We start from the raw sequence: 16,858 nt of genomic DNA, 5'->3' as shown, positions 1-16,858 counted from the left end.
TCCGTTCAAAACTGATACACTTGACTACGAGTCGTCGCGAAAAATAAAGGTGGAGTCAATCCGCCGTACGGAGTATGGAACACATGAATTCAAATATCGTAACTGTTGGCAAGAAGATCCGTCAGATCCGTGAAGCGGTCGGCCTGAGCCGTCCCAAGTTTGCAGATCTGCTGGGCGTTCCCCCGACCACCCTGAAGAACTACGAACTGGGTTATCGTGAAGTTGGTGGCGCCTTCCTGGTGGCACTGGCTCATCACCCGGAACTGCACAAGTTCACCCTCTGGCTGCTGGCTGACAAAAAAGTCGCCGAAATCGGTCAGATCGGCCCGGACGATATTGCCAAGGCTTGATTTGATTGAGCTTTGACAAAAATGCCGCCATCGAGGCGGCATTTTTTTATCCATCAAATAACCCACGCAATTAATTAAATTTGACTAATTGTGCTCTCACCAAGGCTTTTCACGAAAATACCTTGGCAAGCCGGATTAATCCTCAGAAAATTCTGACCGCTAAAATTAGCGGTATCCCTCGCATGATGCGCACAGTGAGACAAGCATGAGTCAAATCACCCCCAAGGCCAGAGATGGCTTTACCAGCAAATTCGGCGTCCTTGCCGCCACCCTGGGCTCAGCCGTCGGGCTGGGAAATATCTGGAAGTTTCCCTACCTGACGGGCGAAAACGGCGGCGCCGGTTTCCTGCTGGTCTATGTCATCGCGACGCTGCTGGTCGGCCTGCCGGTGATGATCTCCGAGATCATGCTGGGGCGCAAAGGCAAGTCAGATGCCGTCACCACCCTCAGCAAGCTGGCCCCCAAGGGGCAGCCCTGGTGGTTGATCGCGGCCATGGGGGTGCTGGCCGCCTTCCTTATCATGTCCTTTTATTCCGAAGTGGCGGCCTGGGTCTTTGCCTACATCTTCAAGGCCGTTGACGGCTCCATCCTGTCGACCGATCCCAAGGTGACCGGGGCGGCCTTCGGGGCGCTGATAAGCGACCCATTGCAGAGCCTGCTCTGGCAGTGGCTGGTGCTGGCCCTGATGGGCGGCATCCTGCTGATGGGGGTCTCCAAGGGGATCGAGGCGGTCACCAAGAAGCTGATGCCGGTGCTCTTCATCCTGTTGCTCGTTATCGGCATCCGCAGCCTGACCCTGCCGGGGGCGAGCCAGGGGCTGCATTTTCTCTTCTCACCGGATTTTTCCAAGATAACGGCTGGGGTGGTGCTGACTGCCATGGGGCTGGCCTTCTTCAAGCTCTCCATCGGCATGGGTTGCATGATGACCTATGGCAGCTACTTTCGGGATGATCAGAACATCCCGCTGACCACTTTCCGGGTGATGTGCGCCGACCTGTTCGTCTCCATGCTGGCCGGCATCGCCATCTTCCCGGCGGTATTTGCCTTCGGTTTTGAGCCCACAGCCGGTCCCTCTTTGCTATTCATCACCATTCCGGCGGTCTTCGCCAGCATTCCGTTCGGCCACCTGTTCATGGTGCTGTTCTTCGTGCTCTCCGCCATCGCCGCCACCGGCGCCATGCTCTCCATTCTGGAAGTGCCGGTCTCGGTGGTGTCAGAGCGATTTCGCATGAGCCGCCCCAAGGCGACCCTGCTCAACCTGTTGGTGCTGGGAGCGGTGGGGTCGACCTGCGCGCTTTCCAACAGCTCGCTGGCGGACGTTCATATCGCCGGCAAGACCTTCTTCGACCTGTTCGATTTCGTCTCTTCCAACGTATTGATGCCCCTTGGCGGCATCTTCCTCTGCCTGTTCGTGGGCTGGGTGTGGGGCTTCGAACGGATGAAGGAGGCGCTGACCAACGGCGGCGAGCTGGAGCTGGCGATCCTCAAGCCGCTGTTCTTCATCATCCGTTACGTGTCGCCGCTGCTGATCCTGATCGTGATGCTCAAAGGGTTGGGGTTGTTCTAGCCAGCCGTGCTGGGCCCACGGTTCCCACAGCAAAAGAGCGCCGCAAGGCGCTCTTTTTATTGGGGATGTCCCGTCTTGCAGATGGTGAAGCGCTAGAGCACACCGAGGCGGCCGAGTTCATCCTTGAGCTGGTCGAGGTTGCGCTCGACGCAGGCTTCGCCCTCGTTGATGGCGTCGCTGGCGCGGTGGAAATCCATGATGGAGAAGCTGCCAAGGCGCGGGCAGAGCTGGATCTCGGGCGGGTCGCCTGCCATCCGGGCGCGGGTGATGCGCTCCTGCATGATGTTGATGGAGCCGGTCATCACGCTCCACATGCCCGGCGTGTTGGGGCCGTCGCCCCGGTTGAACCACTGGCTGAAGCGGTTGCCGCCGCTCGGTTCATCCGGCTCGTCGGTCCAGGGCTGGTGCATGTCGGCGTTGAGGTTGACGGCGATCACCACCTCGGCCCCCATGGCGCGGGCCAGCGAGATGGGCACCGGGTTGACCACGGCGCCGTCCACCAGCCAGCGCTCCTCGACCCGGGTCGGGGTCAGGATGCCGGGCATGCCGCAGGAGGCGCGCACGCACTGGCGCAGCGGCCCCTGCTGCAGCCAGATCTCGCGGCCGGTGTCGAGCTCGGTGGCGACGCAGGCAAAGGGGAGCGGCAGCGTCTCGATGGCGGGATCGCCGAGGTGGTTGGCGGCGATGCCGAACACCTTCTCGCCGCGAAACAGGCCGCCGGAGAGGGCTGGATCGAGCAAGCTGACCACCTGCAAGCGGCTGAAGCCGCGTACCCAGCTCTCCAGCTTGTCCAGTTCACCGGCGGCATAGGCGGCGCCGACAAAGCTGCCGATGGAGCATCCCGCCACCAGATCCGGTTTGACGCCGAGCCGCTCCAGCGCCCGTATGATGCCGATATGTGCCCATCCACGGGCCGCGCCGCTGCCAAGAGCCAGTCCCACACGGGGTTTTCGTGCCACTTTGTCTCTCCAGGAGTGAGTGAGAAAGCCAGCTTACCCGCAGTTGCCGGCGCCGTCATCCTGCCAGCGTTCGCTGCGATTGCGGCCGTTGGCCTTGGCCTGATAGAGCGCCACATCGGCCCGCCGAATGGCCTCCTGCAACTGGGTATCGGTGGTGCTGTGGTGGTAACCCAGGCTGACGGTCACCGCCAGGGCCGGTGCCAGCTCCTGCCAGGGGTGGCGGGCGATGCGCAGACGCAGCTGCTCGGCCAGCTGGTCGAGTGGTTCGCCCCCTTTGGCCGCCAGCAGCAGAAACTCCTCGCCGCCCCAGCGGATCAGGGCGTCTTCCCGGCGAAGCTGCTGCTGGCACAGGCGCACCAGCTGGATCAGCACCTGATCGCCCACCTCGTGGCCAAAGCGGTCGTTGACCTGCTTGAAGTGATCGCAGTCGAACATGATCACCCCGACGCTGCCCCCGCGCTGCTGATGGCGGCGCTCGAACTCGTCGAAGTAGTGGCGGTTGAAGGCGCCGGTCAGGGCATCGTGGCGAGAGAGATAGTCCAGCTGCCGGTTCAGGCGGCGGGACTTGAGATTGGCGAGCACGGCCCAGGCCATGAAGAACAGGGCGATCAGGGTCGGGGCGGACTGGCAGAGCAGGGCCCACAGCAGGGAGGGCAGGGGGATGCGGTGGAGCAGGGTGAGCTCGGTGTCAGGAATGGCGTACTGGAACTGAAACGCCCCCTGCTGCCAGTGGTAGCCATCCCGAGCCGTTGACGGCTTTGGGACGAAGTCGACCTCCTGATTGCTGCTGGCGAGGATCTGCTGATGCTGGTTGACCAGAAACAGGGTGCCGATACCTGGGGTGGATTCGCGCAGCAGCTGCTCCAGCCGGGAGAGCAGCACGTCGATGCTGATGACGCCCACCAGCACCTGATCCTTCACGATGGGCTGTGACAGGGTGATCATCTGGCCCGCGCCGGCAAAGTCCTCGTAGGGGCGCGAGACGGTGGCATGCAGGCTCTTTTCCTTCTGCTTGAGGGCATCCTGCCAGTAGGACTTGAGGTAGATGTTGCGCCGAAAGCGAAACTGGCTGGCGGGAACCCAGGGATAGAGGTAGATGAAGTCATCGACCCCGGTGAAGTAGATCCAGCCGACCTTGTCCCCCAGCAGCTTGCTGGCGGTAGAGAGCAGGGGGGAGAGGCTCAGCGCCAGGTGCAGCCTGGCGGCCCGCTGGCTGCCGGGGGCTGGCAGCGGCCCCAGCCCGGTCAGGTTGCCGCTCAGCCCCTTGGGCAGGTTGGCGGGCACCCGATCCAGCGCAAAGCCCTGGTCGCCATTCTCCCGCAGGGCGCCGTAGAGCTGCTGGGTGAGGGCGGATTGCGGGTTGCTGCGCAGCCGCTCCTCTGCCTGACCGCGCATGGCCTCGAGAAAGGTTTCCATCTGCTGAAACTGGGATTTCAGGCGGGAGGCGGTGCTGAGGGTGTCGCTCTGATAATGGTCGGTGACCTGGGTCAGGGTCAGCTTGAGAGTGACGGCCAGCAGCAGGGCGACGAAGGCGCAGAGCAGCCATTGCAGGCGATAGGTAACAAAATGAGATCTGGGTGCAGGCATAGGTGCTGGGCGGGATCCGGACAGGTTCGGTGCATCAGTGTAGGGCAGAATCCTTGTGAACGTCTCCGCCTGCAACGATTTTGGTGATATTCCGCCGCTCCTGTTACGTTTTGTCACATTTATACATAGTCACGGCATAGTCAGGGGGTAACATGGTAACCATCATTGATGAAGTGCCCTCTTTTCTCTTAATTTCATGGATTGCTTGATGAAAATGCGTATATGGCTGGTGCTTGCCTGCCTCTCTCTGCTGATTTCCGCCGGCTGGTATTACCGCCACTCCGCCCCTGCCGGCAAACCCCAGCCACGTCAGGTCAACATCAGGGCGCAGACGGTCAGCCAGAGCCTGGCCGAACCCTCCATCAAGCTGGTGAGCAAGCTGGCCGCCAATCGCTCCGTGGTGATAAGCCCGGAAGTGACCGGCCGCATCGTCAAGATCGCGGTGCGCTCCGGCCAGCAGGTCAAGCAGGGGGATGTGCTGATCGCCCTCGACGCCGGCAAGCAGCAGGCGGAGCTGGCCGAGCAGAGCGCCAGCGTGCGCGACGAGAGCCGCAAGCTGCGGGACATGCGCCGGCTGGTGGCGCGCGGCGCCATCACTACCTCGGAGCTGGAGGGGCAGGAGGCCACGGTCGCCCAGGTTCAGGCCCGCGCCGATGCCGCCAAGTACGAGCTCTCCCTGCGCACCCTGCTGGCGCCGTTCGACGGTTCGGTCAGCCTCATCGATCTGAGCGAAGGGGCCCTGGTCAACAGCGGCGATACCCTGCTCCACCTGGACGAACTGGCCAAGCTGCGGCTCGATCTGGCGGTGCCTGAGCGCTACCTCTCGCTACTGCGCCCCGGCATGGCGGTGACGGCGACCAGTTCGGCCTGGCCGGATCAATCTTTCCGCGGCGTGCTGGAGACGCTGGACAGCCGCGTCTCCAACGATACCCAGAACATCAAGGCGCGGGTGATCATCCCCAATCCTGACGGCCAGCTGCGCCCCGGCATGCTGCTCAACGTCGAGCTTTCCCTGCCGCCACAGAAGATGACCCTGATCCCCGCCCAGTCGGTGGAGTATGCCGGCGAGCAGCGCTTCGTCTATCGTCTCGAACCCAATGGCAAGGTCAAGCGGGTGTCGGTGGTGCTGGGGGATACCCATGGCGAAGAGGTGTGGGTGACCGAAGGGCTCAAGGTGGGCGATCGCATCGTGGTCGAGGGGCTGGTCAACCTGCGTGACGGCGTCAGCGTGCACGATATGACGGAGGTCAAAGGCTGATGTGGCTCTCCGATATCTCTGTCCGCCGCCCGCTGGTGGCGGTGGTGCTGAGCGCGCTGCTCACCGTGTTCGGTCTGGTGGCGTTTTCCAAGCTGACGGTGCGGGAGATGCCGGACGTGCAGACGCCGTCCGTCTCCATCACCACCATGTACGAGGGGGCCGCCCCCGCCGTCATGGAGAGCCAGGTCACCAAGCCCATCGAGGATCAGCTCTCCGGCATCAGCGGCATCAAGAACATCAACTCGGTGACCCGCAAGGGGCGCTCTGTCATCACGGTGGAGTTCAAGCTCGGCTGGAACATGGTGGAGGGGATCTCCGATGTGCGCGACGCCATCTCCCGTGCCCGCCCCAAGCTGCCGGACGAGGTGGACGAACCCCTGGTCACCAAGGACAACGGCAACGGCGACGTGGCGGTCTGGCTCAACTTCAGCAGCACCCAGATGGACCGCACCGCCATGACCGACTACGCCAACCGGGTACTGGTGGATCCCTTGAGCCTGGTGGACGGGGTGAGCGAGGTGTCGCTCTCCGGCGATCTGACCCAGGTGATGTACGTGCGGCTGCGCCCAGCCGACATGGCGGCGCGCGGCGTCACGGTGGCGGACGTGCAGGACGCCCTCAAGCGCGAGAACATCGAGCTGCCGGGCGGCGAGATCCGCAACAACAGCATGACCATGGCGGTGCAGATTGCCCGGCTCTACCACACCGCCGCCGATTTCCAGGCGCTGCAGGTGCGCACCGCCACCAACGGCCAGAGCATCTATCTGGCCGACATCGCCGATGTGGAGGTGGGGGCCAAGAACGAAGACAGCGCCTACCAGCGCAACGGCCGCGAGAGCTTAGGGATCGGCATCGTCGCCCAGTCCACCGCCAACCCGCTGGCGGTGGCGCAGGGAGTCGAGCAGAAGATGGCCGAGATGCAGCGCTTCCTGCCGGAGGGGGCGACCCTGGAGGTCGACTACGACTCCACCATCTTCATCAAGCAGGCCATCGACGAGGTGTACGAGACCCTGGCCATCTGCGCCGTGCTGGTGGTGGCCGTGCTCTACCTGTTCCTGGGGCAGGGGCGTACCACCCTCATCCCGGCCATCACGGTGCCGGTCTCCCTCATCTCCGCCTTTATCGGCGCCTGGTATCTGGGCTTTTCCATCAACCTCATCACCTTGCTGGCGCTCATTCTCGCCATCGGTCTGGTGGTGGATGACGCCATCGTGGTGGTGGAGAACATTCACCACCATCTGCAGCGTGGCGAGCCGCCGCTGCTGGCGGCCTGGCACGGCACCCGCGAGGTGGGCTTTGCGGTGATCGCCACCACCGCCGTGCTGGTGATGGTGTTCGTGCCCATCGCCTTCATGGATGGCATGGTGGGCCGGCTCTTTACCGAGTTCGCCATCCTGCTGTCGCTGGCGGTGCTCTTCTCGTCGCTGATCGCGCTCACCCTGACCCCGGCCATGGGCTCCTGGCTGATGCGCTCGGTGGATCGGCCCAACCGGCTGACGGCAGCGCTCGATCGCGGCCTCGGCTGGGTGGAGGCCCACTACCGCCGGCTGCTCGGCTGGATGCTGCACCACTCGCGCTGGACCCCGCTGGTGCTGGTGCTCTGCCTTGGCGGTATCGGCGCCCTGTTTGCCCAACTGCCCACCAGCCTGACCCCGACCGAGGACCGGGGCGTGCTCTACGTGTTCGTCAAGGGGGCCGAGGGCACCAGCATCGAACGGATGAAACGCAACATGCAGCAGGTGGAGGCGGCCATCATGCCGCTGCTTGGCAAGGGGGTAGTGCAGGCCATGAGCTTCAGCACCCCGGCCTTCGGCCGCGGCGGCGATCAGACCGGCATGGCCATCATCCAGCTCACCGACTGGGCCGAGCGGGATGAGACCGCCACCGAGTTCGCCAAGTCCCTGAGCGGGCGGCTGGCTGGCATTCCGGACGTGATGATCCGCACCTTCCAGCCAGGCTTTCGCGGCGGCTCCACCGCGGCGGTGCAGTTCGTGCTGCAGGGCTCCGACTACGCCGAGCTCTATCAGCAGGGGCTGGCCCTGAAGGAGGCGGCAGCCCAGAGCGGTTTGATGGAGACGCCGGATCTCGACTATGCCGAGAAGACCCCGGAGCTGCAGGTGACCATAGAGCGGGATCGGGCCAACCAGCTCGGTATCCCGGTCTCCACAGTCGCGAGTTCCCTGCAGGCCCTGCTCGGCGGCATCAGCCAGACCACTTATGTGGACAGAGGGGAGGAGTACGACGTCTACCTGCGCGCCAACCAGCGCGACTTCAACGGCGTTTCCGACTTGAGCCGCATCTACCTCAAGGCGGCCAATGGCGAGATGGTGACCCTCTCGACCCTGGCCACCGTCAAGCAGGTGGCGAGTCCGCAGCGCCTCAACCACTACCAGCGCCAGAAGGCGGTGACCCTGACCGCGGATCTGGCGCCGGGCCACACCCTGGGCGAGGCGCTGGATTACCTGGACGGCTGGGCCAGCGCCAACCTGCCAAGCGGCATGACGGTGGATTATGCCGGCGAGTCCAAGGACTATCGCGACAACCAGGGCGAGATGGCGATGGTGTTCGGTCTGGCCCTGCTGGTGGTCTATCTGGTGCTGGTGGCCCAGTTCGAGAGCATGCTGACCCCGGCAGTGGTGATGGTGACGGTGCCGCTCGGCATTTTCGGCGGTCTGCTCGGCCTCTGGCTGACGGGCCAGGAGATGAGCATCTACAGCCAGATCGGCATGATCATGCTGATCGGCATGGTGACCAAGAACGGGATTCTGATCGTCGAGTTCATCAACCAGCTGCGCCAGCGTGGCGAAGGGTTCGACGAGGCGATCATCGCAGGTTCGGTGCGCCGCTTGCGTCCCATTCTGATGACCTCGCTCACCGCCATCATAGGGGCCGTGCCGCTGATGCTCTCCATGGGGGCGGGCTACGAGAGCCGGATGTCGGTGGGGACCGTGGTCTTCTTCGGCCTCTCTCTGGCAACCCTGGTGACCCTGCTGCTGGTGCCCGCCATCTACCATCTGCTGGCCAAACGGGCTGGCATGACCGGGGCGCGGGATCAACTGGTGGACGAGGCGCTGGCGGCCAGCGAGGCCGCCTCGCAGCAGGACAAACCGGCGGCCTGATGCCTACACCCATATAGGTGAAAAGCACTGCAAGCTGATGGCATCCTCGGGTAAGCGGGTTAATATATAGCCAGTTTGATGTTGAGGTGAGCTATGTTGCCATCAGCCATTTATGAACCGCTGCCCTTTGCCTACATGGGCAGCGGTTTGCTGTTGTTGGGGATTGCCGATCAGCCGGGGTTGTTGCTGGCCGGGTTGGCATTCTATCTGGCCGGTTCGCTGGCCTGGTTTCGACGCGGCGCCTATCGCCGGCCCGACAAGCAGCAACTGCGAAAGCAGGGCTGGCCGCTGTGGCTCTACGAGAGCCGGCCGTTCGCGCTGATCCTGCTGGGCCTGCTGATGCTGCGCCTGGCCACCCACCCGGTGTTTCTGGCGCCCGCCCTGGTCTGGTGCCTGCTGGGCGGCTATCAGTTGCTGCAGCGTCACTACAACCGCATCGTGCTGGCCCGCGTCCTGGCCTGAGCCGACCATTGACCCGCACTTTTCAGGCGAGCCCCGCTGGCTCGCCTTTTCCGCATCTATCGTAGGGGCAAAAAGCCGTCGCCCCCGCCTTGCTCTGCCGGTATAATGCGCGACCCGAATTGTTCCAGGTGGTCAAAATGCAGCCGGTTACCAACCTCTTCTCCTATCCCCGTTACTGGGCCGAGTGCTACGGCACGGCGCCCTTCCTGCCCATGTCCCGCGCGGAGATGGACAAGCTCGGCTGGGACAGCTGCGACATCGTGCTGGTGACAGGTGACGCCTACGTGGATCACCCGAGCTTCGGCATGGCGGTGATCGGCCGCATGCTCGAATCTCAGGGCTTTCGGGTCGGCATCATCGCCCAGCCAGACTGGTCATCGAAGGATGACTTCATGCGCCTGGGCAAGCCGAACCTCTTCTACGGGGTGACCGCGGGCAACATGGACTCCATGATCAACCGCTACACCGCCGACAAGAAGCTGCGCCACGACGACGCCTACACCCCGGGGGACGTGGGCGGCAAGCGGCCGGACCGCGCCACCCTGGTCTATACCCAGCGCTGCAAAGAGGCCTATAAAGAGGTGCCGGTGGTCATCGGCGGCATCGAGGCATCCCTGCGCCGCATCGCCCACTACGACTACTGGTCCGAGACCATACGCCGCTCCATCCTGATCGACGCCAAGGCCGACATCCTCATCTACGGCAACGCCGAGCGGCCGTTGATCGAGGTGGCTCACCGCATCGCAGGCGGCGAGACCATCGACACCATGCAGGACATTCGCGGCACCGCGGTGATCCGCAAGGAGCCGCTGCCGGGCTGGCGCGGGGTGGATTCGAGCAAGCTCGACCAGATTGGCCGTATCGATCCCATCCCCAACCCCTATATGGAAGGGGCCCCCTGCAGCGATGACGAGGGCACCGCGCCGGCTGAGCAGGAGGCCAAGCCCATCCTGGTGCAGCCGCCCAAGCAAAAGCCGTGGGAGCAAACCTACGTCAAGCTGCCGGCGTTCGAGCGGGTGAAGGAGGACAAGGTGCTCTACGCCCACGCCTCGCGCATCCTGCACCATGAGACCAACCCCGGCTGCGCCCGCGCCCTGGCGCAGGCCCACGGCGATCGCATCATCTGGGTCAACCCGCCCGCCTTCCCGCTCGAAACCGACGAGATGGACGGGGTGTTCGGCCTGCCTTACCAGCGGGTGCCGCACCCGGCCTATGGCAACGAGAAGATCCCGGCCTACGACATGATCAAGACCTCGGTCAACATCATGCGCGGCTGCTTCGGCGGCTGCTCCTTCTGCTCCATCACCGAGCACGAGGGGCGCATCATCCAGAGCCGCTCGGAAGAGTCGATTCTGAAAGAAATCGAAGAGATCCGCGACAAGGTGCCTGGCTTTACCGGCGTCATCTCGGATCTGGGCGGCCCCACCGCCAACATGTACCGCTTACGCTGCAAGAGCCCCAAGGCCGAGCAGACCTGTCGCCGCGCCTCCTGCGTCTGGCCGACCATCTGCCCGCACATGGACACCGACCACAGCCCGACCATCAACCTCTATCGCAAGGCGCGCGACCTCAAGGGCATCAAGAAGATCCTGATCGCCTCCGGCGTGCGCTACGACATCGCGGTGGAAGATCCGCGCTACATCAAGGAGCTGGCCAAGTACCACGTCGGCGGCTACCTCAAGATCGCGCCGGAACACACCGAGGAGGGCCCGCTCTCCAAGATGATGAAGCCGGGCATGGGCAGCTACTACAGCTTCAAGGAGCTGTTTGACAAGTACTCCAAAGAGGCGGGCAAGCAGCAGTACCTGATCCCCTACTTCATCTCGGCCCACCCGGGTACCACGGATGAGGACATGGTGAACATGGCGCTCTGGATCAAGTCCAACCGCTTCAAGCTCGATCAGGTGCAGAACTTCTACCCGTCGCCGCTCGCCAACGCCACCACCATGTATTACACCGAGAAAAACCCGCTCAACAAGGTGAGCCGCCAGGGCGGGGACGTGTTCGTGGTGAAAGGGGAGCGTCGCCGTCGCCTGCACAAGGCGCTGCTGCGCTACCACGATCCGGCCGGCTGGCCGATGATCCGCGAAGCCCTGCTGGAGATGGGCAAGGGTCACCTGATTGGCAACGGCCCCGATTGCCTGGTGCCGCCGGAAGGCCGTGGCGAAGCCAAGGCCGAGCGCAGCCGCAGTAAGGGCCTCAAGCCAGCCCTGACCCGCCACAGTGCCATCACCCATCAGCGCAGCAATGGTGCCGGCAACAAGGGCGCCCGCAGCGAGGCTGGTGCAGCCAATGCCCCGGCAGCCAGCCGAAACGGCGGCAAGGCAGGCAATGGCAAGCCGGTGGGGTCTCAGCTCCAGAAAGGGGCTGGCAACGGCAAGCCTGCCGCACAGGGCGCAAGTCAGGGTAAACCGGCAGGGCAGGGGAAACCCGCTTACAAAGGTAAGGCGCCGACCCGCGCAGGCTCTGCCAAGCCTGGTGCCAAACCTGCCACTCAAGGCGGCAAGCCCGCGGCAAAAGGGAATGGTGCCAAGCGACCGGCTCGGTGAGTTTTCCTGATTGGAAAACGATAGAAATAAAAAGGCGGCCATCTGGTCGCCTTTTTAATTTTTATGTTTAATTAGTTTGCTTTAAATAAACAAAGTTTATTGCAGAATATAGGGAGCAGACCTTCTCGATTTATATTGTATTGCCAAAGAGACTGACTGAAATGTTTAATGTTATCATGCTCGCTAATCATCTTGTATTCTTCATCGGTGAGTATTGAAAATCTAATCCAATCCATAATCCAAGTTAGATTTCTTTCATGTTCATTGTTTTCTCCCAGATGAGTCAATTCAAGTTCACGGCTAAGCTCTGCAAACGAAATTTTTCCAGAAAATACTTTTTTGAATATATTTGGTTTGGCAACTTTTAGTGTGCTAATGAAAGTGATAATTGGAACAAGCCTTAAGTGATTTTTTCCTGATGTACTATAGATTATTGCTATGTTTGTAAATACTTTTTCAAGTTGCCTGAGTGATAGATTTAAATGACGACCTAGAGAGCAAACACAATCTCGGATCAGATTATCATCCCCCCAAGTTTCTAACTCATGAACACGGAGTAGGTGTGTTATATATGAATTAAAGTCATTGTTGTGGCTCTCAATTATTCTTTTCGGTATTGTGGTTTCAATACTGATGAATTTCTGAAGGTAAGTATGTGCATCAATATCACGGCCATATACTGATTTAATTGCCTCTTCCAATTGAGATTTATGCATAACGAGTACAAAAGTGATATTTTTTACAGAAAATAGATGCTTTATTTTCTCCAAGACCTCCACTGCGAATGATGGCCTGCATCTGTCTAGTTCATCAATGATAATAACCAGTCGGCCACTGTTATTTCCTTTTAAAGAAGATGGTATTTCTGATAATGAATTTTTAAATGATTGAATAATGTTATGCTCTTTTTCATATGAACTCAGTCTTTCTTCAATCAATTTTGAAACTGCATCCGATGCATTCGTAGCAATATCATTTCCTATTTCAGATAATTCACTTATATCTGCTTCTTTAACAACACCAAGAGTTGCTGCCTTTATTCCAATCTTTGCACTCCATGAAAAAAGGCGAACACCCACTTTTTTTGCTTTATCTGAAAAGCTTACTCTAGTCTTCTCTTCAGAAGAGTTTTTTTCTACATAAGCGGTAATTGCACCAGTAATCGATATAAAAGCATCATCGGTATAATCATTCTGAAAGGCATCAATATATATACTAGGAACCCCATTATCTTTTAAGTGTCCCTGCCACATTTTTACGAAAGTTGTTTTACCTTCGCCCCATTTTCCATCAATTGATATTACAAGCTCATCTGTAGCTCTTATTACTAAATTTGATAATGCTTCACCAAAAAACTTTCTCTGAAGTACATCGTTTTCAAAACCATCACCATCTTCAACGATAAGGCTAGGAGTTATAAGTCTCATGTTTTATTTCCCTTGTCTTATTTGCAGTGTTCTAATGTTTTCGTAAAGTTAGATTTAAAATAAAAAGGTAGGCTTATCAGCTAAAATCTCAGGATGCTACTGACATAGCGAATCAAATTTTCTAATGAATGCCATCTTTAGCTCATTATTTTTAATAAGTTCATCTCTATAAATACTTATATATTTTTTGACAGCATCTTCAAAGTCATCTCTGAATACCTTTTTCTGGTCATAGCAAATTATCTCCTCCCCTGATTCAGACTGCCCCCAAATTTTCCACCCATCCTTTGTTGAAGCTTCATGTAGTAAGCCACAACGAATGGCACTATAAAATTCACTTGCAATATCTCTATTAAATCGTTCACTAAATGGTGGTCTAGACACCAAGAAATCAATAAAGCAATCTTTGCTCCTATTGTATTCATATAATTTCAAATCCTTATCTTTGCAGTGCCTATAGTTTTTGCCCAAACATGATGATTCAAGAAATTCAATTAAGGAGCAAAGGATTGTCATTATTGTAAACCCATACCCAAGATAAGAGTCATTTTCTCTTAGTTTTTTAATAGGCTCGAAGTAACGACTGTTTATTCTAGACCAGAAGAAGTCATTATAAGCTATCATCCACATTAATTCATTATCATTGCTTTCAAGTTCTATTTTTAATTTTAACCAATCTTGTGAAGTCTTGTTTTCAGTAATGAGCATATCAGTTCCTAAAAATAATATTTTATTCAAAACTTTCTTGATTTTTATGCTAATACAATGATTGCGTTATATATGGTCAACGCTAAAACCACTGGATTACAGCATTCCAAAATGCTCCCTTGAAACGCGCTGGCAGCAACCCATTGCAGTTCAACAGGTTCTGGATGGCTATGGTAAGCCAAACGAAACTATCTGGGTGAGCCTTAAAATGATGTAACCATCAGAATCTCATCGTTTTTTGAACTGGATCAGCAAATGGATTTGAAAGGGTATATGTGGCTATTTTCATTTCCCCAAAAGATGGCTGTCCCCATCGGGGATGGCTTTGTTATCTTGCCGGGGATATCGGCGGGGGCGATCCGTGCCCCCTTATCTCACTCCAACAGGAGCAATTGATGACAATAAAAGCGCGATCCCGTAGGGAGAAGGTGGGCAGCGGCCTTGGGCTGCTGCTCGGGATCCTTATTTTCAATCTGATTGCCTACCAGTTTGTTGAGACAAAAGCGCTTTCCGAGACCAACCGGATGATAGGGGCCATTGTCAGCGCCCTGCTCTGCTCCGAGCTGGGGGCCAGAGTGGGTAAGTGGCTGGATCGCAGAGAGCAATCTTGACGGGATTTCGCTAGTCACCAGGCAAAAGGCTGTCACCTGGCCATGGGGCAGCAAAGCGTTCCGCTTTATAGTCCCTTATTGCCACACTTCCTGCCCCTTGCCATTGAGCAGGGTGTGAAAGAGATAGTGATCGTCCCGGTCGTAATAGACGGTGAGGGTGTGCTGCTCGGTGTAATCCGCCGCCACGCCGGCCACCGTCATGGGTATCAGGATCAGCTCCCCCAGCCCCATGGTCACGGCGCTTGCCGTGGCCTGGCCATTGCCATCACCGCGCTTGTGGATCTTGCCGAGCACGGTAAAGCGATCGCAGCCCTGCACCTTATCCTCGGTCAGAAAGGCGGCCTGCTGACAACCCTGGGGTTCGCCCAGTTCGGCGCGAATGGTCGCGCGGGCCTCCCCCGCTGTCAGGGTGTTGCGAAAGCGCCCCGAGTAGTGGTCGATGGCGGCGGCGCAGCCGCTTAGCAACCCAATCAGCAGCAGCGGTGTGAGCCGCAGACAGGCGCGTTTCATGGGCGGGCCCCGCCATCAGCAAGGGCAGTATGGCCCCGCCGCCCGGGTTCACTGCGATGCAAAAAGGTGGTCAGGGTATCGCGCGGCGGCGTGATGCCGCACTGCACCAGAATGCGCCCGATCGCCCCCCTGTGATAGCCGCCGTGGGTCACCAGGTGCAGCAGCATCTCGGCGCGGCTCATCTGCCCCTGGTCGCCATCCACGAAGTTGAACGAGAGCACGGCCTCGCCATCTGCCTGGCTCAGGCCGGCAAGGTAATCCAGATACCATGCATCCAGCTTGTCGATGGCGCTGCGCAGCATCGCCAGAGCCGGCGTTTCCGGGGTATTGGTGGCGGTAAAGCCGTGCCGTTCCCCCAGCAGATTGGCCTTGAAGATGGCATCGACCACATGGATATGGTTGAAGATGCGCAGGGCGGTGTGGTGAGCCTCGCCGTCTTGTGCGGCATCCAGGGTGGCGAGGGCATCCAGCAGTTCGCCATCGGCCCAGGCCTTGTAGCGAAACAGCGAGAGCAGGGTTGAGCTTGGCATGGCACTCCTTGGCGTTTCTTATGTCCAAAAGCGGGCATCTTAGCTAGATGGAGCCAAAAAGGACACTCCCCGGGCAGAGGGAGGGGCTGGGCCAGCCATCGGCTGTGTCCGGGTCGGCGGGGATGCTACCCTGTCAGCCGTTGCCGGATAAAACGGCGTCCATAACCCGCCGCCACAAGGAGTCTCCATGCGCATTGCCCTCGTAGGTCTTGGTGATATCGCCCAGAAAGCCTATCTGCCGCTGATCGCCAGTGACGAGCGAGTCACCCCGCTGCTCTGTACCCGCAATCCAGCGGTATTGGATAAGCTGGCCCGCCAGTACCGGATCGCCGAGTGCTTCACCGAGCTGGGCGACTTGCTGGCAAGCCGCCCCGATGCGGTGATGATCCACGCCGCCACCGCGGTGCACCTTGAGCTGGCCGCCCAGTGCCTGCGCGCCGGCATCCCCACCTTTGTCGACAAGCCGCTCTGCGACACTCTTGCCGGGGTAGAGAGCCTCGCCAATCTCGCCCTGGCGCAGAACCGCCCGCTGTTTGTCGGCTTCAACCGCCGCTATCTGCCCGCCATGAGCGCGGCCCGCGGTCAGCTGCTTACCGAGCTCAACTGGCAAAAGCACCGCCACGCCCTGCCGGGGGCGCCGCGCTCGTTTCTGTTCGACGACTTTATCCATGTGCTCGACAGCCTCTGCTACTACGGCGGCGCGCCTGATGGGGATCTGCATGCGGTGCTGCGGCGTTGTACCCGCCAGCCGGCGCTGCTGGCCGGGGTGAGCGTGGCCTGGCAGAGCGGGCAGGTGGCGGTGAGCGGCAGCATGAACCGCAGCGCCGGCCTCACCGAGGAGCGTATCGATGCCTATGGCGACAACCTCTCCCTGCATATCGAGAACTGCACCCGGGGCACCCTAGCCCGCGATAAAACCGTGCAGACCCTGGCGCCGGACGACTGGCAGCCGGTGCTTACCCAACGGGGCTTTGCCGCCATGCTGGCCCACTGGTATCAGCAGATTGAGACGGGGCGGGCCGACGGGGCGCTGATTGAGAGTTACCTGCACGGCCACCGGCTGGCAGAGCAACTGGTGGCCTTGGCGGGGGAGTGAGGGTGAGCGCCGCGCCGGTTTGCCCGGGGCATGGGCGGAGCGGTGGGCGAAAAAATCGCCGGACCACTGTATGAGATGGCGCATCCCTGCGCAGTTGATTGACGGGGGCGCTGCCGCGCAAGCCA

General features: G+C 59.5%; 14 protein-coding genes. 8 read left to right on the top strand and 6 right to left on the bottom strand.

The window, feature by feature from the left end:
• Positions 1-83 precede the first annotated feature (83 nt).
• Positions 84-350 (top strand): helix-turn-helix transcriptional regulator, encoded by a 267-nt coding sequence (locus QLG02_RS12490; protein ID WP_005298604.1) that lies wholly within the window; start codon positions 84-86, stop codon positions 348-350.
• A 205-nt stretch (positions 351-555) separates the two neighbouring features.
• Positions 556-1,917: a sodium-dependent transporter gene (locus QLG02_RS12485; RefSeq protein ID WP_102989142.1), complete on the top strand. Its 1,362-nt coding sequence runs from the start codon at positions 556-558 to the stop codon at positions 1,915-1,917.
• 92 nt (positions 1,918-2,009) lie between these two features.
• Here the strand turns inward: QLG02_RS12485 and QLG02_RS12480 are convergent, their stop codons facing one another.
• Both QLG02_RS12480 and QLG02_RS12475 read right to left on the bottom strand, forming a co-directional pair.
• The gene (locus QLG02_RS12480) at positions 2,010-2,876 is read right to left on the bottom strand and encodes a patatin-like phospholipase family protein (RefSeq protein ID WP_282465306.1); all 867 of its coding nucleotides are present in this window, start codon (positions 2,874-2,876) and stop codon (positions 2,010-2,012) included.
• A gap of 33 nt (positions 2,877-2,909) precedes the next feature.
• The gene (locus tag QLG02_RS12475) at positions 2,910-4,463 is read right to left on the bottom strand and encodes a diguanylate cyclase (protein ID WP_282465305.1); all 1,554 of its coding nucleotides are present in this window, start codon (positions 4,461-4,463) and stop codon (positions 2,910-2,912) included.
• 208 nt (positions 4,464-4,671) lie between these two features.
• Here QLG02_RS12475 and QLG02_RS12470 point away from each other — a divergent pair, with 208 nt between their 5' ends.
• The 4 genes from QLG02_RS12470 to QLG02_RS12455 all read left to right on the top strand — a co-directional run bounded on the left by QLG02_RS12470 (position 4,672) and on the right by QLG02_RS12455 (position 11,851).
• Positions 4,672-5,721 carry an efflux RND transporter periplasmic adaptor subunit gene (locus QLG02_RS12470; protein ID WP_282465304.1) on the top strand — a complete coding sequence of 350 codons (1,050 nt, stop codon included), beginning with the start codon at positions 4,672-4,674 and terminating at the stop codon, positions 5,719-5,721.
• Entirely contained in the window at positions 5,721-8,840 is a 3,120-nt protein-coding gene (locus tag QLG02_RS12465) for an efflux RND transporter permease subunit (RefSeq protein ID WP_282465303.1), read from the top strand. Before QLG02_RS12470 ends, QLG02_RS12465 begins: the two co-directional genes overlap by 1 nt.
• A gap of 93 nt (positions 8,841-8,933) precedes the next feature.
• Positions 8,934-9,302 carry a hypothetical protein gene (locus QLG02_RS12460; protein WP_011705202.1) on the top strand — a complete coding sequence of 123 codons (369 nt, stop codon included), beginning with the start codon at positions 8,934-8,936 and terminating at the stop codon, positions 9,300-9,302.
• A 137-nt stretch (positions 9,303-9,439) separates the two neighbouring features.
• The gene (locus QLG02_RS12455) at positions 9,440-11,851 is read left to right on the top strand and encodes a YgiQ family radical SAM protein (protein WP_282465302.1); all 2,412 of its coding nucleotides are present in this window, start codon (positions 9,440-9,442) and stop codon (positions 11,849-11,851) included.
• Positions 11,852-11,922: 71 nt separating this feature from the next.
• On the opposite strand, the gene QLG02_RS12450 is transcribed toward QLG02_RS12455, so the two are convergent.
• Entirely contained in the window at positions 11,923-13,278 is a 1,356-nt protein-coding gene (locus tag QLG02_RS12450) for a P-loop NTPase fold protein (RefSeq protein WP_282465301.1), read from the bottom strand.
• A 96-nt stretch (positions 13,279-13,374) separates the two neighbouring features.
• Positions 13,375-13,986 (bottom strand): hypothetical protein, encoded by a 612-nt coding sequence (locus QLG02_RS12445; protein ID WP_282465300.1) that lies wholly within the window; start codon positions 13,984-13,986, stop codon positions 13,375-13,377.
• A 395-nt stretch (positions 13,987-14,381) separates the two neighbouring features.
• Here QLG02_RS12445 and QLG02_RS12440 point away from each other — a divergent pair, with 395 nt between their 5' ends.
• Positions 14,382-14,597: a hypothetical protein gene (locus QLG02_RS12440; RefSeq protein ID WP_282465299.1), complete on the top strand. Its 216-nt coding sequence runs from the start codon at positions 14,382-14,384 to the stop codon at positions 14,595-14,597.
• 75 nt (positions 14,598-14,672) lie between these two features.
• Here QLG02_RS12440 and QLG02_RS12435 read toward each other — a convergent pair whose 3' ends face one another.
• Complete coding sequence (locus QLG02_RS12435) at positions 14,673-15,107, bottom strand: hypothetical protein (protein ID WP_282465298.1); 435 nt, start codon at positions 15,105-15,107, stop codon at positions 14,673-14,675.
• Positions 15,104-15,637 carry a DinB family protein gene (locus tag QLG02_RS12430; RefSeq protein WP_282465297.1) on the bottom strand — a complete coding sequence of 178 codons (534 nt, stop codon included), beginning with the start codon at positions 15,635-15,637 and terminating at the stop codon, positions 15,104-15,106. The genes QLG02_RS12435 and QLG02_RS12430 overlap by 4 nt, the downstream gene beginning before the upstream one ends.
• Positions 15,638-15,824: 187 nt before the next feature.
• Here QLG02_RS12430 and QLG02_RS12425 point away from each other — a divergent pair, with 187 nt between their 5' ends.
• Complete coding sequence (locus QLG02_RS12425) at positions 15,825-16,733, top strand: Gfo/Idh/MocA family oxidoreductase (RefSeq protein WP_282465296.1); 909 nt, start codon at positions 15,825-15,827, stop codon at positions 16,731-16,733.
• The last annotated feature ends 125 nt before the right edge of the window (positions 16,734-16,858 follow it).

The sequence above is a fragment of the Aeromonas sp. V90_14 genome (assembly GCF_029967615.1).
Taxonomy (GTDB): Bacteria; Pseudomonadota; Gammaproteobacteria; order Enterobacterales; family Aeromonadaceae; genus Aeromonas; species Aeromonas hydrophila.
Note: the sequence above shows the minus strand (reverse complement) of the source record. Positions and strands in the feature narration are given on the sequence as shown.